Origin of the sequence: Beijerinckia sp. 28-YEA-48 (assembly GCF_900104955.1) — a bacterium.
Lineage (GTDB): Bacteria > Pseudomonadota > Alphaproteobacteria > Rhizobiales > Beijerinckiaceae > Terripilifer.
Window position 1 is genome coordinate 3,350,605 of sequence record NZ_FNSI01000001.1, and the last position, 26,443, is coordinate 3,377,047.

Here is a 26,443-nt window from a genome sequence, read left to right on the forward strand (position 1 = left end):
TCGCTTCGCTTTTCTGGTGCGCCCAGCGGCAAGCGGGCCTCAGCCCCGCCCCACCGTCGGCGTCACCAGTAATTCCGGGCTTTGATGCCCTTTCTTGGAACGGCTGCCCGCTTCGGTTTTGGGCTGGAACAATTGCGTCAGCGGCCGCAGGACCAGGGCATCACCAATGGAAACGAAGAAGACGATGGCCAGGCAAATCGCGATGATGCTGTCGACGCTGCCGAAATCACGCGCCCACTGCATCATATAGCCAAGGCCAGAACGGCCGCCGAAGAGCTCGGCGATGAGGCTGATCTTCCAGCACACGCCATAAGAGATACGGGCGCCCGAGATGATGAAGGGGGCGAGCAGCGGCAGTTCGATCCGCCAGAAGATCGACCAAGGACGGCGGCCGAAGCTGCGCCCCATTTCGATTTCTTCGCGACCAATCTCCTTGCCGCCCTCGGTCACATTGACCAGGCAGAACGGGAAGATGATCAAGGTCTGCACAATCAGGATCGCCGTGCCGGTGAGGCCGAACCAAACGGTGCCAAGAATGGCCCAGACGATGGCTGGGAAGGAGGTGAAGAAGGGCACCAGCACATCGTCGACGATGCCGCCGAGCCAGGGGAAATAGCGCGGCAGAATGCCCAGCGCGCTGCCCAGAACCGTCGAGAGGACAACCGCCAGCAGAACGCGGATCCCGGTCGCTGCCGCATGGCCCCAGAATTCCGCATCGGTGCTCAGCCGCACGAGCTCCCAGAAGACCTGGATCGGATTTGGAAACACATTTGGCGGGAACTGCGCCGACGACAGCCACCAAAGCGCAATGGCGACCACCACGAAAGACTCGGCGACGAGACGCTGCCCGATCTTGTTAGGAGAGCTCATAGCGTCTCCTCAAACGTTTCTGGATCGCGGCGAAGACGATGCGGTCGGTCAGATAGACGACGAGGAGGATCAGAGCCGCCACGGCGAAAACCATATCCGTCCAATACCTCTGGCGCGCCAGATTGATGAGCATGCCGAGCCCCGACGAGCCGCAGAGAAGTTCCGCCGTCAACACCACCTGCCAGCCAATGCCGAAACAAAGGCGGATGGTGGCGAAGAGATAGGGAAACATCATCGGCAGGATGATCCAGATAATCTGACCCCGGGCGCCGCGACCGAAGCTGCGCCCCATTTCGACCACTTCGCGATCGAGTTCGCGCAGGCCCGTGCCAGCATTGATGATGGCGAAGGGCAGAAGCACGATCGTCGTCGCGAAGATCACCGAGCTTTCGTTGACGCCGAACCAGATCATGGCCAGGAAGGCCCAACCGATGCTGGAGAAAGAATTCAGGAACGGCGTCAGACGTCCGTAGATCGCCAGATCGAGAATGTCGAAATAATAGCCGAGCAACGCGATGGTGACGCCCAGAACAAAGGCCAGGACAACCGAGACCGTCACATGGATCAGCGACGAGATCGCATAGGCCAGGTTCTTGGGATCGGTCCAAAGTTCAACGAACCGATCCCAAACACGGGCCGGGCTTGGGATCAGCACCGGCGGCATATGTGCTGAATACCACTGCCAGGCGATAAACAGCAGCAGGACGAAGGCCAGCGTGATCCAGCGCCGCGACGTCAGGAACGCAGGCGGCACTCTTCGCTCAGGTGGTAACGGTGGACTCGATATCGACATCAAACGGCTGTTCGTCTCTGATTTCTGGATTTATCGGCCGAAGCTGGAAGCGCTCCGGCTATTGCGTAATCGCCTTCGACCAGATCAATTCGTCGGGGCTATCCGGGACCTTCTTCAGCATTCCCATCTTGGCGCCCGATTGCCAGGCCTTCATCATGACCTGTTTGTCGGTCGGGCCCAGTGCCAGCGGCATCTGCGCATAGGTCAGGAACCAGGTTTGCAGATCATCCTTGGAGATCTTGTACTTGGGGGCGACGGCGGCGAAGACTTCGTCGGGATTTTTCAGCACATAGGCAGCCGAGGCTTTCAGAAGGTTGCCGGCCGCCACATAGGCATCGGCCCGCTTGTTCATGTCGTTCTCATAGCCGAAGAGAAAAAGCGACGGCATCGGTCCGCCGTACATTTTCTCCAGTTCTTTCGAACCCTGCAGGAGGGATCGATACTTGCCGTCCTTCGTTGCCGTATAGGCCGGCACATTGCTGAACGACACCGCATCGACACGGCCCGCCTGAAGCGCCGCCTCGAACTGCGCCTGCGGCATCTCCACCCAGCGGAAATCACCGCCGACGAGATCGGCGTTCATGCCAAACCGTTCGCTGATCACCCAGCGTACGGAGACGACGTTCTGTGCTTCGCCAGACACGACGGCGATGGTTTTCCCTTTAAGATCCTGCATGGTCTTGAAAGGCGAATTCGGCATCACCCAGACATCGGCGCTATGCCCCTCCGGATGATAGCGCAGCAAGGTGCTGAGAACCTTGATCGGCAGGCCGCTCTCGCGCATCTGCGGCAGGGAGAGAACACCATTGGGCAGCAGGTTGAACTGCTGGGTCATCGCCGCCTGCATCAAGGCGGGGATCGACGAGACCCGTTCCACTTTGATCGTAACGTTCGGATCGCTGACCTTGCCGTTCTCGATGGCCCAGACCACCGCGTCATAGCCCGGATCGGGCAATGAGCCATAGGTGATAGTCTCGGCCGCCAGGGCGGACTGCACCCCAAACATGAGGGCCAAGCCGGCCGCCGCGTTTCTTATGATCGAAGTGTTCATCGCAAAGCCCTTCCTATCGTGATTTTTCATTCTTCGATTTGGCCCGGAACACCGAGCAATTGGGTGAGGCGTGAGCGCGCCGCATTCATCTCCGCTCCGTTGAGATCACGCGGACGCGGTGCCGACAGCGTCATCGTCTCCAGAACGCGCGTCGGCTTGACCGAGAGCACGACGATCCGGTCGGCCAGTTCGAGGGCTTCGTCGACTTCATGGGTGACGAAGACAATGGTCTTGCCGGTCTTCTTCCAGATTTCGATGATTTCGCTGCGCATGCGTCGGCGCGTCGTCACATCGAGCGCCGAAAATGGTTCGTCCATCAGCACGATGCGGGGATCGACGGCCAGCGCACGGGCGATCGAGACACGCTGGCGTTCGCCGCCTGACATCATCGCCGGATATTTGTGGGTGTCACGACCGAGACCGACAAGATCGAGCAAGGCACGCGCCTTGCCGCGCATCTCGTCCATGCCGCGCTCGCGACCGAAGCGCAATTGCTGGCCCAGGATCACATTGGCTTCCGCATCGCGCCAGGGCAGAAGCCGGGGCGATTGGAACACATAGGCAATTTCCTGCCAGGCTTGTGCCGCTGGCGTGCCCGCCACCATCACGCTGCCGGTATCGACACCTAGGAGATCGCCGATCACCCGCAACAGGGTCGATTTTCCGCAGCCGCTCGGCCCAACAATGCAGAGGAATTCGCCATCGTTCACCGAGAATGACAGCTGGTCGTAGATCACCTCCTTCTGGAAGGCGATGCTGACACGATCGAGCTCAATGATTCCCGTCATCGTTCCTCTCAAACCTGCTTGTTCTTGCCATGGTTGCAGTCCCGACTAACGCGATCTTCGTCAAGTCGACCATGGGGTGTTGGCGGCAACAACAGAAAAGAAGTCGGCACCACCTCAACCTGACGTTAAAGCCGCCTGCCTATTTTTCGCGCTGCAATGCCCATTCGGCGATATCGCGGCTGCGAGCATAATAGACATCGTCGTGCTGGCGAACGTAATCCAGGCAACGGCGAATGGTGTTCGACATGGTGGGCCGCCCGGCCATATGGCTGTGCAGGGTGATGCTCAACCATTTCGGCGCGCCCTCCACACCCTCCCGATAGAGCTGGTCGAAGGTTTCCTTGAAATTCTCGAGGAATACCGAGGTGGGATTGCTCGGGAAAATCCACGCAGCGATATCGTTGGTGAAGAGATTGGTGCGCGGCAAGGTGACGAACGGCCCCGATTTAGTGCGCTGCACGAAAGGCAGATCGTCGCTGGCATCATCGCCGACCCAGATATAGCCCTGCTCGGCCAGGAGTTCGTTGGTGACATCCGATCCACTGGAACCGGGGCTGGTCCAGCCGACCGGCCGAATGCCGCCAGTGGTCTCCGTCAGAATGGCCGTACAACGAGCGATCTCCGCTCGCTCCTGCTCCGGCGTCGCATCCTTGGCATAGACGTCGTTGGCCCAACCGTGCCCCAAAACCTCGTGACCCTCCTGAGCGAAGGTTTTGATGATATCGGGATGGCGCTCGGCCGCCAGACCATTGGCTGAGATCGCCGACTTGAGGCCGAACTCATCGAGAATATTCATGAGGCGCCAGATGCCGGCCTTCCAGCCGTAATCGCCATAGGACAGCGAGAAACGATCCAACTGGCCGCGACTGGCGACGAAATTGACCTGGCTCTGCTTTTCGAACGCCTCGAAGGGCACACCGATCGAGAAGGCGATCTTCTCCTTGCCCGGCCAGCTCCATTCGCGCGGAAATTTGGGACGTTTCGACATAAGGGCTCCTAACTAAAACGTCGGTGGCGTGCAGGCGCTGATCACCTCGCACGGCTCAGAACCGACGCAACGGAAACGGTGCGGCCGCCGGCTCTCGAAGGAATAGGCATCGCCGGGGCCGAGAACACAGCGTTCGCCATCGACGGTGACTTCCAGCTGGCCGCGAATAACGACGCCGCCCTCCTCGCCATCATGTTGCAGCGGGACGCTCCCCGTGTCGGCGCCCGGCTGATAGGTCTCTTTCAAGATTTGCAGCATGTTGCCGTTCGAATAGGAGCCGACCTGACGATAGGAAATATCCTCCTTGCCGATTTCGAGCAGCTCTTCCGCACGATAGAAGGCTTGATGTTCGTCGGCGGGCGCCGTCACCGAGAAGAATTCGGCCAGTCCCATGGGAATGCCGTCAAGAACCCGCTTCAGTGCACCGACTGATGGATTGACCTGATTGGATTCGATCAATGAAATGGTCGAACTCGTCACGCCAGCCCGCTTCGCCAACAGACGCTGCGACATTTTCTTCTGGGTGCGCACGAAGCGAAGGCGATCGCCGACGTCAACACTCATCGTTCCACTCCCAAGGCTCCAATCCCAAGATCATCAGCGCGGATTTTCCTGTTTGATCGCCCATTCGGCGATATCGCGTTTGCGAGCGAACCAGACGTCCTCGTGCTGCTTGGCATAGGCGATGCATTTGCGAATGGTTGGGATCAGGGTCGGACGGCCTGCCATATGGGCGTGCAGCACGATTTCGATCCACTTTGGATGACCGCGCTGGCCCTCCGCATAGAGTTCGTCGAACGTGTCCTTGAACTGTTCCCAAATCACCGAGGGCGGGTTCTTGCCAGCGATCCAGATGCTAAGGTCATTGGTCGGCGTGTTGACGCGCGGCAGCAGCACCATGGGTCCGCTGGCCGTCGTCTTCACATAGGGCAGATCGTCGTCGGCCTCATCGCCGTTCCACAAATAACCCTCCGCGGCGAGGAAGCTGAGCGTATTGCTCGACCCGGCACTGCCCGGGCTGGTCCAGCCGACAGGGCGCACGCCAGCCGCATCGGTGATCGCTTTCGTCACGCGACGGATCTCGGCGCGTTCCTGTTCGGGATCGCTATCGTCGGTGAGCATGTCGTTTTCCCAGCCATGGCCAACAGGCTCGTGGCCGGCGGCGGCGACAGCGCGAATCTGATCGGGATAGAGCTCCGCGGCCTTGCCATTGATCGACATGCTGCCTTTGATGCCGGTCTCATCGAGCAGATCGAGAATGCGATAGATGCCGGACTGGGCCCCATAACGGGCATAGGATAGCGAGAAGTGATCGACCTGCCCTGGCTTGCCCTCTTGCGTATATTGGCTTTTGAACCGGAAGGCCTCGAGCGCGAGATTGACGCTCATGGCGATCTTCTCCTGGTTCGGCCATTGCCACTTCCGGGGATAACGCATGGGCTTGGACGACATCGACGTTCCTTTCAAACTGACGCGGCGAAGACAGGTTCTTGACCCACGTAATGGGCTTCCATCTCCGGCCGGAATTTCTCCATCAGGGCGCGGTTGAGATCGGCCGGCGCATGCTGTCCCGCTGGCAGCAGCGGCGTGTAGACCGTGTCACCGATCTCGGCGGCGAAGCTGCGTTTCGTCTGGGTGACGAGATCCTTGTCCTGCAGATAGTCGATCACCGCGCCGGACAATGCCTTGGCGCCAACCAAGCCGCCCTTGTGCGCGATGGAGGTGGCGAGCGCCGCGCCAGCGCTCCAGTGATGGAACGGCAGATGCGGCACATTGCCGGGAAACCAGATGCGCCCCATCGGCACTTTCCAAGAGACGTCACCGCAATCATTGGACGCCGCGATCTGGACCGCAGGCCCCGTCAGCGGCGTCACCGCCGGCCGCAAGCCAATCTCGGCGACCTTCGCCTGGCGTTGCAGCTTGCGGGCAAAATCATGTTCCGTCTCGCTCCAAGATGGCATGCCGACGGCTTCGACATTGCGCTGGATGACTTCGGCGATGGTCTGATTGAGGCGCACCGGCCAGACGGCGGCTCTGACGTCGACGCTCAGTTCGCAATCGGCCATCAACGCCGCGCCTTGAGCGATCTTCTGCGCTCGCTCAAACAGAAGCCTTGCGCCTTCGGCCGTCGGATCGCGGAAATACCACCAGCAGGCCGCGAGCGCGGGAATGACATTGGGCTGTTCGCCGCCCTTGGTGATGACGCGATGCATCGTCATCGTCGGCTTCATATGTTCGCGATATTGCGCTAGGCCGACATCCATCAGCACGACTGCATCAAGAGCGTCGCGGCCTTTCCACGGCGAGACGGCGGCATGGGCGGATTCGCCGCGAAAGGTAAAATCAGCCGATATGGCGGCGCTCTGCATCATGCCGTAGTCGGTGCCGAACTCATCGAGAATGTGATCGTGGAAGGCCAGATCGACATCGTCGAAGAAGCCGTCGCGCACAAAATAGGGCCGGCTTAGCAACTGCTCCTCGGCCGAGGCGCCGAAGATTTTGAGCGTGCCCGGTAAGCCAAACTTTTCCATGGCGTAGCGGATCGCCAGCGCCGACGTAATCATCACGGCGGCGTTGGTATTGTGCCCCTCGCAATGCCCCGGCGCACCGGCGACGATCTCAGCCCGCTCGGTGACGCCAGACTTCTGGCTGTTCGACGGATTGGCGTCATATTCCGTGTGAATGGCGATGACCGGTTCACCCGCCCCATAGGTGGCGAGGAAAGAGGTGGCGAAACCTGAGAGGCCGCGCTGCACCTGAAAGCCATGCCGCTCCAGCAGCGATGTCATCAATCCGGCTGTGCGGGTTTCCTGCACGCCGAGCTCACCGAAGTAGAAGATGGAATCGTTCAGCGTGATGAAAGCGCGTTCATTGCGGCCAATGAAATCAAGCGCAAATTCTTTCGCCGATCCGGATGTCGAAACAGGCACCGCACCGTCCTCTTGAACCGTTTGATCGGTTCAATCACGGCGCCTCCAGCGCAACAATGGAAAAGAAGTTTTGAGCGGCCTAACCAAATGTCATGCAAGAACACGCGGGGCTTCACCCCACGTTTTCAAGCGGTTTCGCCGACCACGGCCTTGCGTTGACGGCTGCGACGCGCGGTCGCCGGTTTGGCAAGCCCTTGCTGGCGCACGCCCTGCACCGCCTCGAAACGCCAGGCCTCACCGCGCAATGGCTTCAGCAGGCCTTCCTCTTCCTCAAGCCGCTGCAATTCATCCGCCTTGAGGATATCCAGGGCCATATCGCGGAAGCGACGCGCCGCCGGTGGCATGGCCGTTTTGGCACGCCACATCAGACAAACGGAGTCCGGTGCGCCGATCGGCGGCGTGTTCAAAACCCGGGCGATGCCGCGTATTTCGAGCTGTGCCGCAACGCCTTCCGGCAGGATCGTCAAAAAATCGCCTGACTGGAACAGGCTCATGGTGAGCAGCAGACATTGCGTCTCGACCAGATTGGTCGGAAACGGCAGCTGGTGGCGCGACAGTTCGGCCGCCAGATGTTCGCGGCCATAGCGGCCGACGAAACCCTCAGGAATGAGAACCCAGGCCTGTTTCGCCATCTCGGCCCAAGACGGTTTGCGCTCGTTGGCCAGAGGATGGTTGGGGCTGGCGACGATCAGCATGCGATCGCTCAGAACCTGATGTGCTTCGAAGCCCGAACCCGCAGCCGTCGCGTCGAAACGCCCGTAGAGCAAGGAGATCGTGCCTTTCGACAACCGATCCAGCAAGCTCTCAAGATCGGTATCGACCAATTGCACGGTGACATTCGGATGCGCTTTCTTGAACGCAGCGGTGACCTGCGACAGAAACGGCTGGCCCGAAATGGTGCGCGTGCCGATGGTCAGCACGCCCCCCATGCCGGATTTCATCAACGCGAATTCCTCGCTGAGGCATTCGAGCTCGGCAACGATGCGGCGGGCCGATTGCAGCACGCACTGGCCAACCTCGGTCACCTCGAGGCGGTGTCCGTGCCATTCGAACAAAGGCGTGCCAATGCCTTTCTCGATTTCGCTGCGGGTTTTGGAAACCGCGGCCTGGCTGATGCACAGGCGGTCGGCGGTGCGGGTGATGCTGCGCTCTTCGTCGAGCACCAGGATCAGCCGCAAATGACGCAGGCTGACGCGCTGACGCAAGAACTTCATCGCCATCGGCGGGACTTCGGCCATCTTGGGGCACCTTATTATGACGGGCGAAACGTTAACTCGTTGTGGGCTCCAGTCCAGCCCGATTTTACTTTTGGTAGTGCCCCGATTTAATGCATCTGCCTGTAAAGCAGCCAAGGTGCAGCTTACGGATCATAAATTCAACGACCGCCATCGACCGAAATGATCTGGCCGGTCACCCAGGAGGCGTGATCGGAAGCCAGAAACAGCGTCATGCTGGCGATATCGTCTGGATGGCCGATACGACGCATCGACGTGTTCTCCACATGGGCCTTCTGCGCCTCGGGGCTGTAGCGCTCCCAATCAGCCTTGGTGAAGGCATTGGAGAGGACGAAGCCTGGCGCGACACTGTTGACCGTGATGCCGAAGGGGCCGAGCTCCATGGCCATCTGCCGGGTGAGGCCGACAACCGCATGTTTGGCGGCGGTATAGGGATGCAGCTTGGTGCGCGAAGCGGCGATGCCCGCGCCCGAACTCATGTTGACGATGCGGCCATACCCTGCCCGCTTCATGCCAGGAACCACGGCACGGCTGACGCCGAAGGCGATGCGCGGGTTGCGCGCCATCACCGTGTCCCATTCACTATCGGTAACCTCGTCGATCGGCCGCGGCACCGCATGGGCAAAGCCGCCGGCATTGTTGACCAGGATATCGATGGCACGGCCCGTCTCCCGTTCGATCTCGGCGATCCAGGCGCGCAGCGCCTTATCGTCGGTCAGATCAACGGTCCGTACATGAGCGCCCTTTTCGGCAAGGGTTTCGAGACCGTCAGAATTGATATCGCAGCAATAGAGATTGGCGCCGCTTTCGATGAACCGTTCGGAAATGCAGCGCCCGAGCCCGTCGCGCGCGCCCGTCACAACGACCGTCTTGTTATCGAACCGGATCTCCATTCGAACTCCCTTAAGCCACGTCGCGCAGTTGGCGCCTATGCGTCTCACTATGCACGGCCGGTCGTCAAAGTGGCTTGAAATTTGGTCGCGAGGGCCGCAACCAAAGATCAAATCACTTTTCCGCTCATCTCCGGCATAACGTCCGCGGCACATATGACGGAGGCCGTAGATGAGAGTGATGCCGAATGATCTTGACGCTTACTGGATGCCGTTCACGGCAAACCGCCAGTTCAAGCAGGCGCCACGCATGCTCGTCTCCGCCAAGGGCATGTACTACCGCTCGGACGACGACCGGCAGATTCTCGACGGCACATCAGGATTGTGGTGCGTCAACGCCGGCCACGGCCGGCCTGAAATCGCCGAGGCGGTGAAGGAACAGTTGTCGCAACTCGACTATGCCCCCTCTTTCCAGATGGGCCATCCCATCGCTTTTGAAGCGGCGTCTAAACTGCGCCAGATTCTGCCCGAGGGCCTCAACCATGTCTTCTTCGCCAACTCCGGTTCCGAGGCCGTCGATAGCGCGTTGAAGATTGCGCTGGCCTATCATCAGCTGCGGGGCGAAGGGCGACGCACCCGCCTCATTGGCCGCGAGCGCGGCTATCATGGCGTCGGCTTCGGCGGCATTTCGGTGGGTGGACTGGCTGGCAACCGCCGGCAATTCGCCTTGTTGCCCAATGTCGACCACCTGCCCCACACCCATAATCTGGAGAAGAACGCCTTCAGCCGTGGTCTGCCGGAATGGGGCGCGCATCTGGCTGATGAGCTTGAACGGCTGATCGCGCTGCATGACGCCTCCACCATCGCCGCCGTCATCGTCGAGCCGATGGCAGGATCGGCCGGCGTGTTGATGCCGCCGAAAGGCTATCTGGAGCGGCTGCGCGCCATCTGTTCCCAGCACGGCATTCTGCTGATCTTCGACGAGGTGATCACCGGCTTCGGACGGCTGGGCGGGCATGCCTTCGCGTCAAGCAAGTTCGGTATCAAACCCGATATGATCACCATGGCCAAGGGGCTGACCAACGGCACCATTCCCATGGGCGCGGTCGCCACCAGCGATGACATCTATCGCGCCTTCATGGACCAGAAGAACAATCCGGCGGCCATTGAACTGGCGCATGGCTATACCTATTCCGGCCATCCGGTCGCCTGCGCCGCGGCCATCGCCACCATCGACGCCTATCGCAACGACAAAATGTTCGAGCATGCGGAGGCGATGGCGCCGGCCTTCGAGAAGGCCGCCCATGCTCTACGCGATGCGCCGCATGTCATCGACATTCGCAATATGGGCCTCGTCACCGGGATCGAACTGGCGCCCCGGCCCGGCCAAGCCGGCGCCCGCGCTTACGAGACTTTCGTGCATTGTTTCGAGAACGGCACGCTGATCCGTGTCACCGGCGACATCATCGCGCTCTCGCCGCCCTTGATCATTTCCGAAAGCCAGATCGACGATCTGTTCGGCGCGGTGCGCACCGCGCTCAATACAGTCGCCTGAGTGAGCGGCAAACCACCATTGGTTAAGCGGCCATAACTAACGGCAAATAGGTGCGGTCGGCGGTCTCTTGTACCTTTGCCCCACCAGAGAGAAGGGTGAGGCTTCGGATGGAGTGGACGGCGCGATCTGCCACCGCAGGGCAAAGAAAACATCGGCGCCGTGATGGCACGCTGAGAATCGGCGCGTTCTGGCCCTATTCCAGGACGCTTTTGCCATCGCTGGAGATCGCGCGGCAAAATCCCGATGTTCTGGAGCTCGACAATCACATCTTGTTCGCCCAGGCGATCGAGAATGTCGGTCTCGACTTCGCCTTGATCGCCGATGGCTATGCGCCGGCCTCGGAAGCTGTGTCGCGCACAGGCTTCCAGGATCCCTCCACCAATGCCACGATCCTGTCGGTGCCGATGTTTCTCGCTACGCAGCATCTGGGCATTATTTCGACGATGCACACCACATTCCTGCATCCGGTCGTGATCGCCAGGCTCGGCGCGCATCTCGATTGGATCAGTGGGGGGCGCTGGGGCTGGAATATCGTCAACGGTTTTCGCGATCATGAAGCGCGCCTGTTCGGCATGGAGAAGAAGGTCGATGGCTATGCGCTCGCGCAGGAAGCGGTCGACATCGCCAGCGCGCTCTGGGTGAAGACACCGGAAACGGTCACCTTCGAGGGGCAGTATTTCAAGGTCGACGGCAAGATGCGCCGTCCAGTGCCGCAGATGCTTCCGCTCCTTGTCAGCGCCGCCGCGTCGGCCCAGGGCCTCGCCTTCGCCGCCACCAATTGCGACTACCTGTTCACCTCGGCCCTGACCAAAGCGGTGGTTCAGGACACGGCCGTCACACTGCGCAAGAATGCCGAGCAGTTGCGCAAAGACGATCCACCACGCATTCTGATCCTCGCCGATATTCTCATCCGCGACACGCCCGGCACCGCCCAGCAAGTGTTCGCCGATCTCCTCGGCTCGACGGATCCGGAGGCGCAGAAGACCTGGGCCTCGCATCTTTCCAAGATCGGCGATGCACGACCGAACGCGGCCGACATCATGTCTCTCGTCGGCACAGCTGATGACATCGCCGAACAGATCATCGAATTGCATCGCGATTGCGACCTGATGGGCGGCTTCGCCTTGCGCATGCTCTTGTGGGGGCCAGAAGAAGCGCGACGCCTCCCCCCGGTCCTTGCCCAATTGCAGAAGGCCGGCATTTGGGTGCCGCCCGCGACCCGCGATCATTGCTGGTAAGCCAAACGGCGCGCCCTATCATCTGCCGGAAACAGGCTGCATCGCCGACGTCGGTTCGGTGATCGATCGTGCTACGGCGCACCTGATCGGCAAATTTGGCATTTCGCCTCATTTTTTGCTAAGTCCGCTGGTGACACGCTCCTGACATTTGCTGTCAGGAGCCATGACGGACAAGCATTGTGCCGGCTCTGACCGGCCCCTATCTGATCGCGGATCGAACTGGCCCTGATATCAGGGTCCAGCGTTGTCATTTAGTGTATTTCGCAGGAAACCAATCGTCCGCGTCCTCGTTTAACGTGTTGGACCGACGATAGGGGCTGAATTCGGAGGACGAGAGCCTATGAATTTTCATCGCCCGCCCGATACCCAGAGTTCGCAATCCACCGGACTTACCACGGGACTTCAAGCCCAAATCTTCGAAACGCGGCAGCAGTCCGCCACACTCGCCGAACCGCTTTCGGCGGAGGATCAATGCGTCCAGGCGATGGATGACGCCAGCCCGACCAAGTGGCATCTGGCCCATACGACATGGTTTTTCGAAACCTTCATACTCAAGCCCCATGTCGACGGCTATCGCCTGTTCGACGAGCGCTTCCCCTATTGCTTCAACTCTTATTACGAGGCAGAGGGCGACCGTCATCCGCGCGCACGGCGCGGCATACTCACCCGGCCGACCCATGACGAGGTGATGGCGTATCGCGCGCATGTGGACCAGGGCCTCACGCAGCTGTTCGCCAGCGGCAAGGCACCGGAAGCACCGATCGCCAATCTTCTGGAGATTGGGCTCAATCATGAGCAGCAACACCAGGAATTGTTGCTGACAGATATTCTCGCCCTCTTCGCGCAAAATCCGCTGCGGCCGGCCTATCGCTCATTGCCTGAGAAGAAACACGGTGACGAGGATCCCGTCACGCAGTGGCTCGCCTTCGATGGTGGGATCGCCGACATCGGCCACGCCGACACGTCATTCGCTTTCGACAATGAATCGCCACGTCATCGCGCGCTCATTCATCCGTTCAAAATGGCGGACCGCCTGGTGACGAACGGCGAATGGCTGCAATTCATGAAAGCCGGCGGCTATCGCACAGCGGGTCTTTGGCTGTCCGACGGCTGGGCGATGGCGCAGCGCGAAGGCTGGCAGGCGCCGCTTTATTATGTCGAACAGGACGGTCAATGGCTGAAGATGGGATTGGGCGGCCTGCAGCCGATCGATCTTGAAGCCCCCGTCAGCCATGTCTCCTATTACGAAGCCGATGCCTATGCGCGTTTCGCCGGCAAGCGGCTGCCGACCGAATTCGAATGGGAAGTCGCTTCGCAAAAAGCGGCGCGCGATTGCAATGATCTCGGCAGCGATCTGTTGCGCCCCGTGCCGGCGCGCCGGCAACAGGGCCTGCGTCAGATGTTCGGCGATTGCTGGGAATGGACGCAGAGTGCTTACCTGCAATATCCCGGCTATGTGCCGCCAGCCGGCGCCATCGGCGAGTATAACGGCAAGTTCATGGTGAGCCAGATGGTGTTGCGCGGTGGCTCCTGCGCCACGCCGCGCGGCCATTCGCGCCCGACCTATCGCAATTTCTTTTATCCCTGGCAGCGCTGGCAATTCATGGGCCTGCGCCTCGTGGAAGATGCATAATGACCTATTCCCTTAAAGACCGCTCCATCACGGTAACGCCGGACAAGATGGAATTCGCCGCGGATGTCATTCATGGGCTCTCGCAGCCGAACAAAACCCTGTCCTGCCGCTGGTTCTATGACGCCAAGGGCAGCGACCTGTTCGAACAGATCACCGAACTGCCCGAGTATTATCCGACACGCACCGAGACGCGCATTCTGCAAGCCTGCGCGCCGGCGATCGCGCAGCGGACGCAACCGGGCTCGATCCTGGTGGAATATGGCTCCGGCTCCAGCCGCAAGACCGAGATTTTGCTCTCGGCCCTGCACGATCTGGCCGCCTATGTGCCAATCGACGTCTCCGAGGCGGCGCTCGATGAAGCCACCGAACGCCTGACGGCCCAGATGCCACATTTGGACATTTTCCCTGTGGTCGGCGACTTCCTGGCCGAGATCGATCTGCCGGCGCAGCTACGACAAAAGCCGCGCCTCGGCTTTTTCCCCGGCTCGACCATCGGCAATCTGACACGCGATGCTGCCCAAGGCTTACTCCACACCATGGGTGAGCGGCTCGGCCCTATGTCGCGGCTCATCGTCGGCGTCGATCTGATCAAGGATCCCGCCATTCTGGTGCCGGCTTATGATGATGCCGCCGGCGTCACCGCTGACTTCAATCTCAACGTCCTGGCCCGCATCAATCGGGAATTGTCCGGCACATTCGATCTCGATGCTTTCGCGCATCGCGCGATCTGGAACGAAAACCAAGAACGGATCGAAATGCATCTCGAGAGCCGCCGCCACCAGACGGTTCGGATTCTCGATCGGACCTTCGATTTCGCCGCTGGCGAGCACATTCACACGGAAAATTCGCACAAATATTCGCTCGATGGCTTTACCGAGCTGGCCCGCAAAGCCGGCTTTCAGACGCTCGAACGCTGGACCGACGAGAGCCACCTGTTCAGCGTGCATGACCTGCGCTTCAATCCGCAGTAATCTGTCGCGGTCAAGAGCCCGTTTCGGGCAAGAGCGAGGGGTCAATGCCGCAGACCGGAGGCACGAGCGAGCCTCTCATTGAGCTCGCCGATATTTGTGTCTCCTTTGACGGCGGCCGTTCGCTCGCGGTCGACCATGTGTCACTGTCCATTGAAGCAGGAACATTCGTTGCTCTCGTCGGCGCTTCGGGCTCCGGCAAGACCTCGCTGCTGCGCACGATCAATGGCCTGATCACGCCCGATCGCGGCTCCGTCCACATCGACAGTCACGTCCTTTCGAAGGAAAACGTCATCGGCCTGCGGCGTGGCATTGGCTATGTCATCCAGAATGTCGGCCTGTTCCCGCATATGAACGTGGCCGAGAACATCGGCGTGACGCCGCGCCTGCTGCACTGGCCGGAAGCCCGCATCTCGGCGCGCGTCGAGGAACTGATGCAGCTCGTCGATCTGCCGGAGGATTATCTCACCCGTTCGGTCCAAATGCTTTCGGGCGGTCAGAAGCAACGCGTTGGCGTGGCCAGAGCGCTGGCGGCAGCGCCTGACATCGTGCTGATGGACGAACCGTTCGGCGCGCTTGATCCGCTGACCCGCGATTCCCTGGCGCAGGGCTATCGCGCCCTGCATGACAAATTCGGCCTGACGACCGTCATGGTCACCCATGACATGCAGGAGGCCGCGCTGTTGAGCGACCGGATCGTCGTGATGCACGGTGGGCGCATCGTCTGCGATGGCACGCCAGGCGCGCTGTTGACCGACACGGCCAATCCGATGGTCTTCGATCTGCTGAATCTGCCACGACGGCAGGCGGAACGCATCCAGGCGATGATCAGCAGCACGGGCGCGGCCCGATGAACAATCGCATCGCCGAGGCCTTCGCCCTGCTGCCGCATTATCTGTCACAGCATATCCTGCTCAGCCTCGCCGCTCTGGTTCTCGGCGGGTTGATCAGCATCCCCCTTGCGGCCGCCGCCTTGCGCTTTCCCGGCCTGCGCGGAACGCTGCTCGCGGTAGCGAGTGTCATCCAGACCATTCCGGGCCTTGCCATGCTGGCCCTGTTCTATCCGCTGCTGCTGGCGATTTCGACGCTAACACAGGACACATTCGGGTTTGGTGTGCCGGCGCTCGGCTTTCTGCCATCCGTCGCGGCGCTGACGCTCTATGCCATCCTGCCGATCCTGCGCAACACCGTGACCGGCCTCACCGGCATTGATCCAACGATCGCCGAAGCGGCGCAAGGCGTCGGCATGACCCGGCGCCAACAATTGCTGCAAGTGGACCTTCCTCTGGCGGCACCGGTAATCATGGCCGGTGTGCGTCTGGCCGCCGTGTGGACCATCGGCGCGGCGACGCTTGCCACGCCCGTGGGGCAGACCAGTCTGGGCAATTATATCTTCACTGGCCTCCAGACCGAGAACTGGGTGTTCGTTCTTTTCGGCTGTGTCGCCGCGGCGGTCCTCGCCATTCTGGTTGATCTACTGCTGGCGCTTGTCGAGAAAGCCACGGCGCTGCGCGACAAGCGGCGGCTCTTCATTGGCGTTGCAGGTCTGGCGGCATTGATCTGCGCCTCGCTCGTGCCTTTGGCGCGCGCCTCAAACGGCGGCTATGTCATCGGCGCCAAGAATTTCAGCGAGCAATTCATTCTCGCCGAACTGATCGCCGGACGGCTGCGTCAGGCTGGAGCGACAGCGACGATCAAGGAAGGGCTCGGCTCGGCTGTCGCTTTCCGCGCGCTGGCCAATGATGAACTCGATGTCTATGTCGATTATACGGGCACGCTCTGGACCAATGTGATGGACCGGGGTGACGCATTGCCGCGCGATCAGATGCTCAGCGAGATGACGCGGTGGATGAAGGCTGAGCGCGGGGTCACGGTACTCGGCAGGCTCGGCTTCGAAAATGCCTATGTGCTCGTCATGCGCAAGCAACGTGCCAACGGGTTGGGGATCGCCCGTATCGACGATCTCGCCCGGCACGCTGGCAACCTAACGCTGGGCTCGGATATCGAATTCCTCGACCGGCCGGAATGGGCGGCGCTGCGGCAAAGTTATGGGCTACAGTTCCGCCAGCAATCTTCCTACAATCCAACCTTCATGTATCGCGCGCTGGCCGATGGCACAGTGGACGTGATCTCGGCCTTTTCCAGCGATGGCCGCGTCGCCGCCGACGATCTGACGGTTCTGGAAGACCCGCACCATGCGGTTCCAAATTATGATGCGGTGGTCCTGATCGCGCCGAAACGGGCCGATGACGGGCTGCTGCGCCAGGCCTTGCAACCGCTGATTGGCGCCATATCTGTCGAAGCGATGCGCGCCGCCAATTACAAGGTGGATCGGGAAAATGCTAAAATCAGCCCGTCCCAGGCGGCGGCAGAACTGGCGAAAAGCATAGGCCTTTCACGTTAAACGATCGCCCAACAGATGAACGGGAGTATCGCGATGAAGCTACCAGGACCTGATCATCCCATCACGATCACAGCCAATCCGAAGCGGGTTGTCGTGAAGCTCGGCGGCAAAGTCATCGCCGACAGCACCCATGCCCTGACCCTGGTGGAAGCCAGCATTCCGCCGGTCCAGTATATTCCGCGCGCCGACGTCGACATGGCCGCCCTCGCGCGCACCAGTCACACGACCTATTGCCCCTATAAGGGCGATTGTTCCTATTACAGCCTCGGTGCCAGCGGCGCTGCAGGCGCCAATGCGGTGTGGAGCTATGAAGCGCCCTATCCCGCTGTCGACAAGATCAAGGATCACCTCGCCTTCTATCCGAGCAAGGTCGATTCCATCGTCGAGAGCTGACGGGTTTAGTGCCGCTGCGAGGCATGCCAGGAGACCATCAGCCGTTCGATCAAGCCGACGGCTGAAAACAAGCAGCTCGCGACGATCGCCAGAATGATGACGACGGCGAACATGATCGTCGTGTCGAGCGTGCCGCTGGCTTGCACCAGAAGATAGCCCCAGCCGCTGTCAGAGGCGACGAACTCGCCAATGATCGCGCCGATGACCGCCAGGCTGGTGCCGACTTTGATGCCCGCAAAGATAGACGGCAACGCATGGGGCAATCGCATGCGCAGAAAGACCTGGGACGTATGGGCGCGCAGCACCCGCGCCAGGCGCAAGAGATCGGGCTCGATGCCGACCAGACCGCTGATGGTCGAGACCAGAATCGGAAAGAAGGCGATCGAACTGGTGATCAACACGCGCGGCATGAAGCCATAGCCGAACCAGACGACGAACAATGGCGCGAGCGCGACTTTCGGGATCGCGTTGAAGGCGACGATGATCGGATAGAACAGTTTCTCCGCCGTCGGTACCGCGACAATGGCAATGCCAAGCGGGATGGCGATGACGATGCTGATGAGAAGACCGGCGACGATCTCCGTCATTGTCACCAGGCCGTGGCTGGCAAGCAGCCCCCGGTCGGTCCAGATGCGGGCCAGGACATCCCACGGCGCTGGCAGAATGTAGGGCGCGGGCTTCGCCACCACGACGATGAGCGCCCACAGGCCCAAGGCCAGCACTGTTGACGCCAGCGGCCAGAACGCGCCCTTGAAATGATGTCCCATCCCCGAGAGGCGCTCGGGGCGGCGCGGAAGCGTGATGCCAACGTCAGCCACGGATGACCCCCAGACTGGCGAATATGCCGTGAATCTTGGTGATGTAGCGGGCGAAGGCCTCCGTTTCGCGCGTCTTCATGGTGCGCGGTCGCGGCAGCTCGATATCGATGATCTGATGGATGCGGCTCGGCCGCGCCGTCATCACCGCCACCCGATCGGCCATGAAAACGGCCTCGCTGATCTCATGGGTCACCAGAATGGTCGTGCGCGGTTTGTCGAGAGACAGGCGTTGCATGTCGAGCTGCATCTGTTCGCGCGTGAAGGCATCGAGCGCGGCGAAGGGCTCATCGAGCAGAAAGATATCGGGATCACCGATCAGAGCCCGGCAGATCGCCACCCGCTGGCGCATGCCGCCCGACAGCTCATATGGCCGCTTGTGCTCGAAGCCGGCCAGGCCGACGCGCTCCAGGAGCATGCGGGCGCGGCTCTCGTGTTGTTTGGGATTCTCGCCGATCAAAGCGAAGGGCAACAGCACATTGTCGAGGACCGTGCGCCAGTCGAGCAGCAGATCGCGCTGGAAGACGAAACCCAGTTCCGGAATGGGGCCGCTCAGCGGACGGCCGTTGACGACGATCTGGCCGCTGCTGGGCTCAAGCAAGCCGGCGACCATCATCAAAAGCGTGCTTTTGCCACAACCGCTCGGGCCAAGAAGCGCCAGGGTTTCACCGCGCGCTAGATCGAGGCTCGCAGCCTCCACCGCGACCACGGGGCCGCTGCGCGTCTCATAGGTCTTGCCTGTGTCCTGCAGCGAAATCAGCACGTCGGCATGGCTTGGCACCGGCGCATCGTCGGGAACAACCAGAGCTATCGGCACGTTTGATCTCCGCGAGTTCGCTCTAATAGACCGTCACCCGATGCATCAGGCGGGGATAGGGATGATAGTCATTCACAGCATAATGCTGGACGGCCCGATTGTCCCAGACCGCGACCGAGCCCGGCTGCCAGCGAAACCGCACCTGCCATTCCGGCACCGAGGACAGGCCGGCGAGGAAATGGGTCAATGTCGCGCTCTCGGCCCGCGTCACGCCGACGATCCGGGTGGTGTAGAGCGTGTTGACATAAACCAACCGACGCCCGGTCTCGGGATGGGTTTTCACCACCGGCTGTTCGATGGGCGGAAAGCGCTTGCGCATGTCCTCGTAACGCTGCTGCGCATCGGGCGAGGCGCGCACGCCAGCCATCAGTTCAGGCCCCTCCCAATCATGAACCGCTGTCATGTCGTCGATATAGGCGCGGAACTTTTCATCGAGCGCATCATAGGCCGCTGTCATGCTGGCCCACATGGTGTCGCCGCCGGCCGGGGGCACGTTGACAGCGTAGAGACAGGCGCCAATCGGCGGATCGCTCTGCCAGGTCAGATCGGCATGCCAGACATCGGTGCCTGTTTTCGTGCCCTTGCTCCGCAAAATTTCCAGATGCGGATTGTCGGGATGAGACGGAAAGGTCGAGGAGACCGGCTTGACCTGCCCGAAAACCCGCGAGAACGACACCTGCGCATCGGGATCGAGCTTCTGATTGCGAAAGAAGATGACCTGACGTTCGACGAAGACACGCCGCAATTCGTCGCGATAACGTTCGACTTGCGCCTGGTCGGAGAGATCAATGCCGTGAATGATCGAACCGATCGCCGGCGTCAGATGTTCGATGTCAAGATTTGCCATGGGAGCACCCAGTTCAATTATCTGCCAGCTATTTTTTCCGTGCTTCGATGAAGCGATTGGTGACGAATTTCGTCACGTCGGCGCCGGGCTCCATCAGGCCAGACGCGATGAGTACGTCCGCACCGGCTTTCGCGTCAGCCAACGAGACGGTGCCGGCTGGCTTGCCCTTGGTGTCTTCCGAGTGCAGCAATTGCAACAGCAGAAGCGTTTCTCCCGCCGCGCCCTGGCGGTCGTAGCTTGGATACATGCGACTGAAGGATTCAGCGGCGGCTTGCGGGTTTTCAGCCGTGGCTAGCAGCGACTTCTGCGCCGCGCCGACGAAGCGCTGCACCAGATCAGGCTTGCTGTTCAGCAGCGAGTTCGAGACGATCATATACATGCCCGGCGTCACCACGCCGAAGTCGGCATACATCAGCGAGTGTACTTTCAGGCCTTTGGATTCGAGCGTCGCCTTCAAGGCATAATTGGTCGCCATGCCATCGACCCGCCCGGTCAGCAGACTGACCAGTTTGGGACCAGGCTGCATGTTGATCTGCGTCACCTTGCTCGCATCAATACCGTTGCGCTTGAGCAGAACCGGCAGCAGCGCCGAGGGGCCATCGCCAGCGGTGATGGAGATGCGCGCACCGACCAGATCCGCCGGCGTCTTGAGCGGCTTGTCCGCCGCCGAGAAAACCACGAGCGGGCTTTTGCCGGCATTCGCCAGCACAGCCGTCGCCGGCAGGCCCTTGGCGGCCAGATTGAGGAATGTGCCGCCATCGACATCGACACCGAAATCATCGGTGCCGGCGGCCACGGTCTGTGCCGTAACGGCCGAGCCTTTGCCTTCACGCAATTCCAACTCAATGCCGTTGTCGCGGAAGAAGCCCTTTTCGATGCCGTAGGTCCAAGGTGCATCGATGCCGGTCGCGACAAAACCAAAGCGCAGCGAGACCTTGTCGGCAGCCTGAGCCGCGAAAGTAAGCGGCAACAGAGCGAGAAAGCCGAGGCCGACGATCGGAAGCGCGCGCTTCATGCCGGCACGATCGGCCCTGAATGGTGGCTTTCTGCGGTCTCGACCCATGGCGGCACCCTTCCCTCTGAAGATGGGCTGAGCGTCCGGCGCATGTGGCCTATTGTCAAACTGATATTTCAAATGTTTAATTATCTGAATGATGGATATTCTAAAGCGGCTCGACCTCAATCTGCTGATCGCTTTCGACATCCTACTTGATGAGCGCAGCGTGACGCGCGCCGCAGCGCGCCTGTCGCTGAGCCAACCGGCGACGAGCGCCGCGCTGGCGCGGCTACGCGCCAGCTTCAACGATCAATTGCTGATCCGCAGCCGTGGCGAGATGTTTTTGACCGAACGGGCCAGCGCGCTGCGTCAGCCGATCAAGGATGCCCTGCGCGCTGTCGCGCAGGCGCTGGAAGCGCAGGACATTTTCAAGCCGGAAGCTTTCGACGGGCGCTTTCGATTGGCTATGACCGACATCGCCAGCTTCACGCTAGGATCAGACATCGTTCAAAACCTGCGTGTGCAAGCGCCGTCCGCTTCGGCCGAATTCATCGCGCTCGATCGTTCGCGCCTTTACGACTGGTTCAGGAACGACATGATCGACGCGGCGGTCGTCGTCTATAGCGCCGACGAAGGCCTGTACGAATCCGAACATCTCTTCGACGACGAGCTGATCTTCGTTGCCTCCAATACCCATCCGCTCCGCCGTAAGCGCGCCCAGCCCTTCGCCCGCCTCACCGCTTATCCCCTGATCGAGGTGTCGATCGCCACCACCATCATGCGGCCGTTCTTCGAACAGCAGGAAGCGCTCGGGCATAAATGGTCGCCCATGGTCAGCGTGCCGCAGTTTCTGATTGTGCCGTCCATGCTTCAGGACAACGACTGCATCGGTGTGATGGGTCGTCTGGCGGCGCAGAAGTTTCAAGGCATGGGCGCGGCCGCCATCATCGAAATCGCCGAGCCGCCTCCGGTCGTTCACTATCGGTTGATCTGGCACAAGCGCCGCGCGCATGATCCAGCCCACCGCTGGATGCGCGAGATGATCGGCTCCATTGCCGCGAAAAAGCGGTGACGGGACGGACCTAAGCGCGGTTTGCCGATAAACCGAGCCGGTCGGACATTCTGATCAGGTCGGCGAGGGTCGCGGCCTGCATCTTGCGCATCACCTGGCCACGATGAACCTTGACGGTCACTTCGCTGAGCCCGAGGTCAGCCGCGATCTGTTTGTTGAGGCGGCCGCTGGCGACAAGCGTCATCACTTCCCGTTCGCGCGTCGTCAGGGTGGCGAAGCGTTCGTTCAATTCGGTATCGACGGCCTCACCCTGCCGGCGCGTGCGATCGCGCTCGATCGCCAAGTGGATCGCATCGAGCAGATCCTGTTCTCGGAATGGTTTGAGCAGAAATTCAACGGCACCGGCGCGCATGGCTCGCACCGACATCGGCACGTCGCCATGCCCGGTGATGAAAATAATGGGAATCGCGTCATGGCTATTGGCTAGCTCGACCTGGAAATCGAGCCCGCTGGCGCCAGGCATTCTGACATCCAGCACCAGACAGGCTGGCGTGTCGACGCGGCGATGCAGTTGGAATTCCCGTGGCGAGGCGAAACAATGGGTCTCGTAGCCGACCGATCGCAACAGACTGTCCAACCCCTCCCGGACGGAGGGATCGTCATCGACGATATAGACAGTCTCGTTCAGCACGCGCTCACCCTTCTGCCCTGGGCTTAAACGGCAAGGTAAAGCCGAAAACGGTCCCTTGCGGATAGTTCGGGGCAACATAAACGGCGCCGCCGTGGGCCTCAATGATCGATCGACTGATGGCGAGCCCCATGCCGATGCCTGTGGACTTTGTCGTATAGAAAGCCTCGAACACCCGATCGGCCACATCAGATGGCACGCCAATGCCGGTATCGCGCACACTCACGGTGATCTTCGTTCCGTCCGCCGCCGCGCTCACCAAAATTTCCTTGGTCTCGCTTCTCTGCGTCGCCTCCATGGCATTCACGATAAAATTCAGGATAACCTGCTGCAACTGCACCTTGTCGCCCATCACGACAGGAAAATCGTCGGCGAGATCGGTGCGCAGAACAATTGCATTGCGAAGCATTTCGCCGCGCGTCAGCGCCAATGTTTCCTCGATGACATCGATGATGTCGACCTGGGCCTTTGACGGGGGGACGCGCGCCACAAGCTGGCGCACGCGGCCGATCACCTCGCCGGCGCGGCCCGCATCCGTGACCACACGCTCGATGGCCCGGCTCGCTTCGTCTTGTCGTGGCGGCGTGGCCGCCAGCCAACGCATGGCCGCATTGGCATTGGCGACAATGGCGGTAAGAGGTTGGCTGACCTCGTGCGCGATCGATGTCGCCAGCTCGCCGATCGAGGTGATGCGGGCCATGCGGGCGAGATCAGCCCGCGTCTCGCGCGCCGCGACTTCCGCCGTTTCGGTCTTGTAGGCCAGGTAGCTCGTCGTCGCGATGGCGAGCAGGCTCAAGGCGCCGTTCATCAGGCCGGACTCCGGATTGCCGTGCCGCGTCAGGACATAGCTGAGGATCGTCAACAGTCCGGAGGCAACGCCGACGGCAAGGATCGCGCGTGGCCGGCCCGAGCGCGCCGAGAGCAGGATGACCGCGACATAGAGCACCGCGAAGGCGATCTCGAAATTGGTGATGGTGTCGGCGACAAAAATGAGGGCCAAGGACACGACAATGCCCAGCCACAGCAGGGGCATGTCGATTGCAAATTGGATCGGCCAGCGCTTCATGCCCTACTTTCACATGCCCTCAGGCATTTTGCACACGCCTTTAGGCTTTGATAAAATCGGAACGGGCACGCGTTCCATTAGGCGCTCACCATGGCTTCGGCGCTGGCCTGGTCGATATCGACCGCTTCAGCCCGCCAGCGGGCAGCGGTGACGCATGGTTCCAGGCTCAAGCGGCCGACGATATGTTCGAGAGCGACATCCTCCCGATGATCGGCGGTGATGATCGCCGTGACTTCGACCCGGTCGGAATCCTCGATATTGCTGCTGTGGAGCTGGTGCAGGTGCAGCCTGGCGGAGCTGAAGCCCTGCAGCATCAGGGCTCGGATATGGGCTTCGCCTTCACTGCGGCACACGGAGGTGATGGTGTAGCGGACGGGAAGCTCCGTCATTTCGGTCGAATGGCGGGAGATGAACCAGATCAACGGCCGCAGCGCCAGATTGACCAGGATGACGAAGCCCGTCGCCAGCAAGGCATGCAACGGATAGCCGGCGCCTGCGACCAGACCGACCGCCGCCGAACACCACAATGTCGCCGCTGTGTTGAGCCCGCGAACGTTTAGCCCTTCCTTGAAGATGACACCGGCACCCAGAAAGCCAATGCCGGAAACCACCTGTGCGGCAACCCGCGTCGGGCTTCCCTCACCGGGGATCAGAGTGGCGAACATGACGAAGGTCGCCGCCCCCAGTGACACCAATGTATTGGTCCGCAAACCCGCCAGCCGTTGGCGCCACTGACGCTCAAAGCCAATCAAGGCGCCCAGCGCGAAGGCCACGCCGAGATTGAGAACCGCTTGTTCAAGTCCCATTACCATCATCATCACGCCCGAAATGGGGATGGACATGCCGGCGACGTGGCGTGATCGCCAGGCCCGCTTCTGTGAAGCGGCCCGCGATGCGCATCAGCCGATATGCCTTCCGTCTCGATAAGACGCCGAGGAAAAACAACTTCGCCGTCACGCGAAGCAATCGATCACCGACCTGAATATATGCCCGCATAGCCAACCACGACGCACGCGTCGGCGCCGGACGCAGCTCGCTCAGCAGTCGCGTCGCATTGTGCTTCCGGCTCGGACGCAGTTTGTCGTTCTCACCACGCAAAAGCATCAACATGACAGGCTGACGACAAAAGATGTTCTTATCTTTCAACATGGCACACCTCGTTCGTGACATGTGGCGCTAGATCGAACGCCTAAATCAGCTCGGATTCTCGAGCGTGAACAGATCGCCGTTCTCGTCATAGGCGAAATATTCGGCATAGCGCGCCCAGGTGGTCACGGCTTTCAGGGTGACGTCGGCATAGTCTTCCGACATGTGGTCTTCGAGCTCGTCGCGGAACCGGCGGGCCCGCGCCTGATGGCTCGGTCGCTCGTCGAGCACCCGACGGATATGCGCGGCAAGCGGCACATAGGTGGCCAGATGCTGGGCGAACAGCCGCTTGCGTTCGTCCACATCGCCACCGGCAAAGCGCAAGCCCGGCGCCGTCAGCTTGATGTCGCCACCTTCGAGATCGGCGAAGCGGAGCAGTTGCAGCGTTTCCGCGACGGGAAAGAGGTCGTCAATCTCCAGATGCAGTTCAGCGGCGAGTGGCGGCAAATCGGCTTTACCCTGGTAGGGTTCGGCCGCCACGGTCTCGATCAAGCCCGCCAGCAGGTTGGTGGAAATATTCGGCAGCGACAAGCCAATCCCCGTGCCGGGGAAGAAGCCATCACGCGTCGGCGTGCCGGTTTTCGTGGTCATGCGCGCATAGATGTCATCGACCATGGCGCGGAAGGTCGGGTCGAGCCGGTTGCGCGGCTGCGGCATGTCAACACGAATTTCCGCGATGATGCGGCCGGGGTTGGAGCCGAAGATCAGAATGCGATCGCACATCAACACCGCCTCCTCGATGTTGTGCGTCACCATCAGAATGGACTCGATCGGCATGCGGCCTTCGCACCACAGATCGAGAAGATCGGTTCTCAGGGTTTCAGCCGTCAGCACATCGAGCGCCGAGAACGGCTCGTCCATCAGAAGCACGCGCGGATGAACGACAAGGGCGCGCGCCAGGCCGACACGCTGGCGCATGCCGCCCGACAGTTCCTTCGGATAAGCGCTTTCAAAACCATCAAGGCCGATCAGATCGATGGCGGCCAGCGCCAGCTTGCGGCGCTCGGCCGACAGAATGCCTTGGGCTTCGAGCCCCAGTTCGACATTCTGCAAGACCGTAAGCCATGGGAACAAAGCGAAACTCTGAAACACCACGGCGATGCCGGCGGTTGGACCGACAAGCGGCGTGCCGGCGAAGGCGATCGTGCCCTGGCTTGGACGCAGCAGGCCGGCGATGGCGCGCAACAGCGTCGACTTGCCCGAGCCGGACCGACCGAGCAGGCCGACGATCTCGCCGGGGCGCAGGTCGAGATTGACATTCTCCAGCACGGTCAACGCGCCGGCTGAACCTTTGTCATAGATCTGCGAAATCTTGGCGACGGAGACGAGCGGCGCGGCATCGTCTGGCTTACGGGTTACGACAGTGCTCATATTCGGTC

General features: G+C 60.9%; 27 protein-coding genes. 8 read left to right on the forward strand and 19 right to left on the reverse strand.

The window, feature by feature from the left end; translation table 11 throughout:
- Positions 1–39: 39 nt before the first annotated feature.
- The 10 genes from BLW50_RS15910 to BLW50_RS15955 all read right to left on the reverse strand — a co-directional run bounded on the left by BLW50_RS15910 (position 40) and on the right by BLW50_RS15955 (position 9,548).
- Entirely contained in the window at positions 40–870 is an 831-nt protein-coding gene (locus BLW50_RS15910; RefSeq protein WP_090704297.1) for an ABC transporter permease, read from the reverse strand.
- Positions 857–1,624, reverse strand: coding sequence for an ABC transporter permease (locus BLW50_RS15915; RefSeq protein ID WP_170850185.1), 768 nt, complete (start codon positions 1,622–1,624; stop codon positions 857–859). The genes BLW50_RS15910 and BLW50_RS15915 overlap by 14 nt, the downstream gene beginning before the upstream one ends.
- 97 nt (positions 1,625–1,721) lie before the next feature.
- Positions 1,722–2,714: an ABC transporter substrate-binding protein gene (locus tag BLW50_RS15920; RefSeq protein ID WP_170850186.1), complete on the reverse strand. Its 993-nt coding sequence runs from the start codon at positions 2,712–2,714 to the stop codon at positions 1,722–1,724.
- Between the two features lie 26 nt (positions 2,715–2,740).
- A complete protein-coding gene (locus tag BLW50_RS15925) occupies positions 2,741–3,502 on the reverse strand; it encodes an ABC transporter ATP-binding protein (protein WP_090704304.1) in 762 nt (253 codons plus the stop codon).
- Positions 3,503–3,641: 139 nt separating this feature from the next.
- Positions 3,642–4,490 carry a polysaccharide deacetylase family protein gene (locus tag BLW50_RS15930; protein WP_090704305.1) on the reverse strand — a complete coding sequence of 283 codons (849 nt, stop codon included), beginning with the start codon at positions 4,488–4,490 and terminating at the stop codon, positions 3,642–3,644.
- A 12-nt stretch (positions 4,491–4,502) separates the two neighbouring features.
- Positions 4,503–5,054, reverse strand: a complete 552-nt coding sequence (locus BLW50_RS15935) for a cupin domain-containing protein (RefSeq protein ID WP_090704307.1) — start codon at positions 5,052–5,054, stop codon at positions 4,503–4,505.
- A 33-nt stretch (positions 5,055–5,087) separates the two neighbouring features.
- Entirely contained in the window at positions 5,088–5,942 is an 855-nt protein-coding gene (locus tag BLW50_RS15940) for a polysaccharide deacetylase family protein (protein ID WP_090704309.1), read from the reverse strand.
- Between the two features lie 11 nt (positions 5,943–5,953).
- Positions 5,954–7,420, reverse strand: coding sequence for an amidohydrolase (locus BLW50_RS15945; RefSeq protein ID WP_090704311.1), 1,467 nt, complete (start codon positions 7,418–7,420; stop codon positions 5,954–5,956).
- Between the two features lie 125 nt (positions 7,421–7,545).
- Positions 7,546–8,658, reverse strand: coding sequence for a LysR family transcriptional regulator (locus tag BLW50_RS15950; protein WP_090704313.1), 1,113 nt, complete (start codon positions 8,656–8,658; stop codon positions 7,546–7,548).
- A gap of 137 nt (positions 8,659–8,795) precedes the next feature.
- Complete coding sequence (locus BLW50_RS15955) at positions 8,796–9,548, reverse strand: SDR family NAD(P)-dependent oxidoreductase (protein WP_090704315.1); 753 nt, start codon at positions 9,546–9,548, stop codon at positions 8,796–8,798.
- 169 nt (positions 9,549–9,717) lie between these two features.
- Between BLW50_RS15955 and BLW50_RS15960 the strand changes: the two genes are divergently transcribed.
- The 7 genes from BLW50_RS15960 (at position 9,718) to BLW50_RS15990 (ending at position 17,676) form a co-directional block, all read left to right on the forward strand.
- Positions 9,718–11,040: an omega-aminotransferase AptA gene (locus tag BLW50_RS15960; protein ID WP_090704317.1), complete on the forward strand. Its 1,323-nt coding sequence runs from the start codon at positions 9,718–9,720 to the stop codon at positions 11,038–11,040.
- 209 nt (positions 11,041–11,249) lie between these two features.
- Positions 11,250–12,278 (forward strand): LLM class flavin-dependent oxidoreductase, encoded by a 1,029-nt coding sequence (locus BLW50_RS15965; protein ID WP_170850187.1) that lies wholly within the window; start codon positions 11,250–11,252, stop codon positions 12,276–12,278.
- A gap of 340 nt (positions 12,279–12,618) precedes the next feature.
- Positions 12,619–13,911 carry an ergothioneine biosynthesis protein EgtB gene (gene egtB, locus BLW50_RS15970; RefSeq protein WP_090704321.1) on the forward strand — a complete coding sequence of 431 codons (1,293 nt, stop codon included), beginning with the start codon at positions 12,619–12,621 and terminating at the stop codon, positions 13,909–13,911.
- Complete coding sequence (gene egtD, locus BLW50_RS15975; protein ID WP_090704323.1) at positions 13,911–14,882, forward strand: L-histidine N(alpha)-methyltransferase; 972 nt, start codon at positions 13,911–13,913, stop codon at positions 14,880–14,882. Before egtB ends, egtD begins: the two co-directional genes overlap by 1 nt.
- 44 nt (positions 14,883–14,926) lie before the next feature.
- A complete protein-coding gene (locus BLW50_RS15980; RefSeq protein WP_090704325.1) occupies positions 14,927–15,733 on the forward strand; it encodes an ATP-binding cassette domain-containing protein in 807 nt (268 codons plus the stop codon).
- Positions 15,730–17,283 (forward strand): ABC transporter permease/substrate-binding protein, encoded by a 1,554-nt coding sequence (locus BLW50_RS15985; RefSeq protein WP_090704327.1) that lies wholly within the window; start codon positions 15,730–15,732, stop codon positions 17,281–17,283. Before BLW50_RS15980 ends, BLW50_RS15985 begins: the two co-directional genes overlap by 4 nt.
- 33 nt (positions 17,284–17,316) lie before the next feature.
- The gene (locus BLW50_RS15990; protein ID WP_244544269.1) at positions 17,317–17,676 is read left to right on the forward strand and encodes a DUF427 domain-containing protein; all 360 of its coding nucleotides are present in this window, start codon (positions 17,317–17,319) and stop codon (positions 17,674–17,676) included.
- A gap of 5 nt (positions 17,677–17,681) precedes the next feature.
- On the opposite strand, the gene BLW50_RS15995 is transcribed toward BLW50_RS15990, so the two are convergent.
- Genes BLW50_RS15995 through BLW50_RS16010 form a run of 4 tightly spaced genes read right to left on the reverse strand, consistent with a single transcriptional unit; the run spans position 17,682 to position 21,170 of the window.
- Positions 17,682–18,494 carry an ABC transporter permease gene (locus BLW50_RS15995; RefSeq protein ID WP_090704331.1) on the reverse strand — a complete coding sequence of 271 codons (813 nt, stop codon included), beginning with the start codon at positions 18,492–18,494 and terminating at the stop codon, positions 17,682–17,684.
- Complete coding sequence (locus BLW50_RS16000; RefSeq protein ID WP_244544270.1) at positions 18,487–19,308, reverse strand: ABC transporter ATP-binding protein; 822 nt, start codon at positions 19,306–19,308, stop codon at positions 18,487–18,489. Before BLW50_RS16000 ends, BLW50_RS15995 begins: the two co-directional genes overlap by 8 nt.
- Before the next feature lie 22 nt (positions 19,309–19,330).
- Complete coding sequence (locus tag BLW50_RS16005) at positions 19,331–20,155, reverse strand: TauD/TfdA dioxygenase family protein (protein ID WP_090704333.1); 825 nt, start codon at positions 20,153–20,155, stop codon at positions 19,331–19,333.
- Positions 20,156–20,183: 28 nt separating this feature from the next.
- Positions 20,184–21,170 carry an ABC transporter substrate-binding protein gene (locus BLW50_RS16010; RefSeq protein ID WP_170850188.1) on the reverse strand — a complete coding sequence of 329 codons (987 nt, stop codon included), beginning with the start codon at positions 21,168–21,170 and terminating at the stop codon, positions 20,184–20,186.
- 136 nt (positions 21,171–21,306) lie between these two features.
- On the opposite strand from BLW50_RS16010, the gene BLW50_RS30390 reads away from it, so the two are divergent.
- Complete coding sequence (locus tag BLW50_RS30390; RefSeq protein ID WP_139267638.1) at positions 21,307–22,224, forward strand: LysR family transcriptional regulator; 918 nt, start codon at positions 21,307–21,309, stop codon at positions 22,222–22,224.
- A 10-nt stretch (positions 22,225–22,234) separates the two neighbouring features.
- Here the strand turns inward: BLW50_RS30390 and BLW50_RS16025 are convergent, their stop codons facing one another.
- The 5 genes from BLW50_RS16025 to BLW50_RS16045 form a co-directional block, all read right to left on the reverse strand.
- Positions 22,235–22,852: a response regulator transcription factor gene (locus BLW50_RS16025; protein WP_244544469.1), complete on the reverse strand. Its 618-nt coding sequence runs from the start codon at positions 22,850–22,852 to the stop codon at positions 22,235–22,237.
- Positions 22,853–22,859: 7 nt separating this feature from the next.
- Positions 22,860–23,918 carry a sensor histidine kinase gene (locus BLW50_RS16030; protein WP_090704340.1) on the reverse strand — a complete coding sequence of 353 codons (1,059 nt, stop codon included), beginning with the start codon at positions 23,916–23,918 and terminating at the stop codon, positions 22,860–22,862.
- A 77-nt stretch (positions 23,919–23,995) separates the two neighbouring features.
- Positions 23,996–24,730, reverse strand: coding sequence for an MgtC/SapB family protein (locus tag BLW50_RS16035; RefSeq protein ID WP_090704342.1), 735 nt, complete (start codon positions 24,728–24,730; stop codon positions 23,996–23,998).
- Entirely contained in the window at positions 24,714–25,067 is a 354-nt protein-coding gene (locus BLW50_RS16040; RefSeq protein ID WP_090704344.1) for a hypothetical protein, read from the reverse strand. The genes BLW50_RS16035 and BLW50_RS16040 overlap by 17 nt, the downstream gene beginning before the upstream one ends.
- Positions 25,068–25,112: 45 nt before the next feature.
- The gene (locus tag BLW50_RS16045; RefSeq protein ID WP_090704346.1) at positions 25,113–26,435 is read right to left on the reverse strand and encodes an ABC transporter ATP-binding protein; all 1,323 of its coding nucleotides are present in this window, start codon (positions 26,433–26,435) and stop codon (positions 25,113–25,115) included.
- Positions 26,436–26,443: the final 8 nt, after the last annotated feature.

What these genes read in the sequence shown, in the direction of transcription:
- BLW50_RS15940 (WP_090704309.1), bottom strand. Translation starts at nt 5,942, where the DNA reads ATGTCGTCCAAGCCCATGCGTTATCCCCGGAAGTGGCAATGGCCGAAC.
- BLW50_RS15925 (WP_090704304.1), bottom strand. Translation starts at nt 3,502, where the DNA reads ATGACGGGAATCATTGAGCTCGATCGTGTCAGCATCGCCTTCCAGAAG.
- BLW50_RS15980 (WP_090704325.1), top strand. Translation starts at nt 14,927, where the DNA reads ATGCCGCAGACCGGAGGCACGAGCGAGCCTCTCATTGAGCTCGCCGAT.
- BLW50_RS15910 (WP_090704297.1), bottom strand. Translation starts at nt 870, where the DNA reads ATGAGCTCTCCTAACAAGATCGGGCAGCGTCTCGTCGCCGAGTCTTTC.
- BLW50_RS15960 (WP_090704317.1), top strand. Translation starts at nt 9,718, where the DNA reads ATGAGAGTGATGCCGAATGATCTTGACGCTTACTGGATGCCGTTCACG.
- BLW50_RS16040 (WP_090704344.1), bottom strand. Translation starts at nt 25,067, where the DNA reads ATGTTGAAAGATAAGAACATCTTTTGTCGTCAGCCTGTCATGTTGATG.
- BLW50_RS15950 (WP_090704313.1), bottom strand. Translation starts at nt 8,658, where the DNA reads ATGGCCGAAGTCCCGCCGATGGCGATGAAGTTCTTGCGTCAGCGCGTC.
- BLW50_RS15985 (WP_090704327.1), top strand. Translation starts at nt 15,730, where the DNA reads ATGAACAATCGCATCGCCGAGGCCTTCGCCCTGCTGCCGCATTATCTG.
- BLW50_RS16045 (WP_090704346.1), bottom strand. Translation starts at nt 26,435, where the DNA reads ATGAGCACTGTCGTAACCCGTAAGCCAGACGATGCCGCGCCGCTCGTC.
- BLW50_RS15920 (WP_170850186.1), bottom strand. Translation starts at nt 2,714, where the DNA reads ATGAACACTTCGATCATAAGAAACGCGGCGGCCGGCTTGGCCCTCATG.
- BLW50_RS16035 (WP_090704342.1), bottom strand. Translation starts at nt 24,730, where the DNA reads ATGGTAATGGGACTTGAACAAGCGGTTCTCAATCTCGGCGTGGCCTTC.
- BLW50_RS30390 (WP_139267638.1), top strand. Translation starts at nt 21,307, where the DNA reads ATGATGGATATTCTAAAGCGGCTCGACCTCAATCTGCTGATCGCTTTC.
- egtB (WP_090704321.1), top strand. Translation starts at nt 12,619, where the DNA reads ATGAATTTTCATCGCCCGCCCGATACCCAGAGTTCGCAATCCACCGGA.
- egtD (WP_090704323.1), top strand. Translation starts at nt 13,911, where the DNA reads ATGACCTATTCCCTTAAAGACCGCTCCATCACGGTAACGCCGGACAAG.
- BLW50_RS16030 (WP_090704340.1), bottom strand. Translation starts at nt 23,918, where the DNA reads ATGAAGCGCTGGCCGATCCAATTTGCAATCGACATGCCCCTGCTGTGG.
- BLW50_RS15990 (WP_244544269.1), top strand. Translation starts at nt 17,317, where the DNA reads ATGAAGCTACCAGGACCTGATCATCCCATCACGATCACAGCCAATCCG.
- BLW50_RS15955 (WP_090704315.1), bottom strand. Translation starts at nt 9,548, where the DNA reads ATGGAGATCCGGTTCGATAACAAGACGGTCGTTGTGACGGGCGCGCGC.
- BLW50_RS16010 (WP_170850188.1), bottom strand. Translation starts at nt 21,170, where the DNA reads ATGAAGCGCGCGCTTCCGATCGTCGGCCTCGGCTTTCTCGCTCTGTTG.
- BLW50_RS16005 (WP_090704333.1), bottom strand. Translation starts at nt 20,155, where the DNA reads ATGGCAAATCTTGACATCGAACATCTGACGCCGGCGATCGGTTCGATC.
- BLW50_RS15930 (WP_090704305.1), bottom strand. Translation starts at nt 4,490, where the DNA reads ATGTCGAAACGTCCCAAATTTCCGCGCGAATGGAGCTGGCCGGGCAAG.
- BLW50_RS15935 (WP_090704307.1), bottom strand. Translation starts at nt 5,054, where the DNA reads ATGAGTGTTGACGTCGGCGATCGCCTTCGCTTCGTGCGCACCCAGAAG.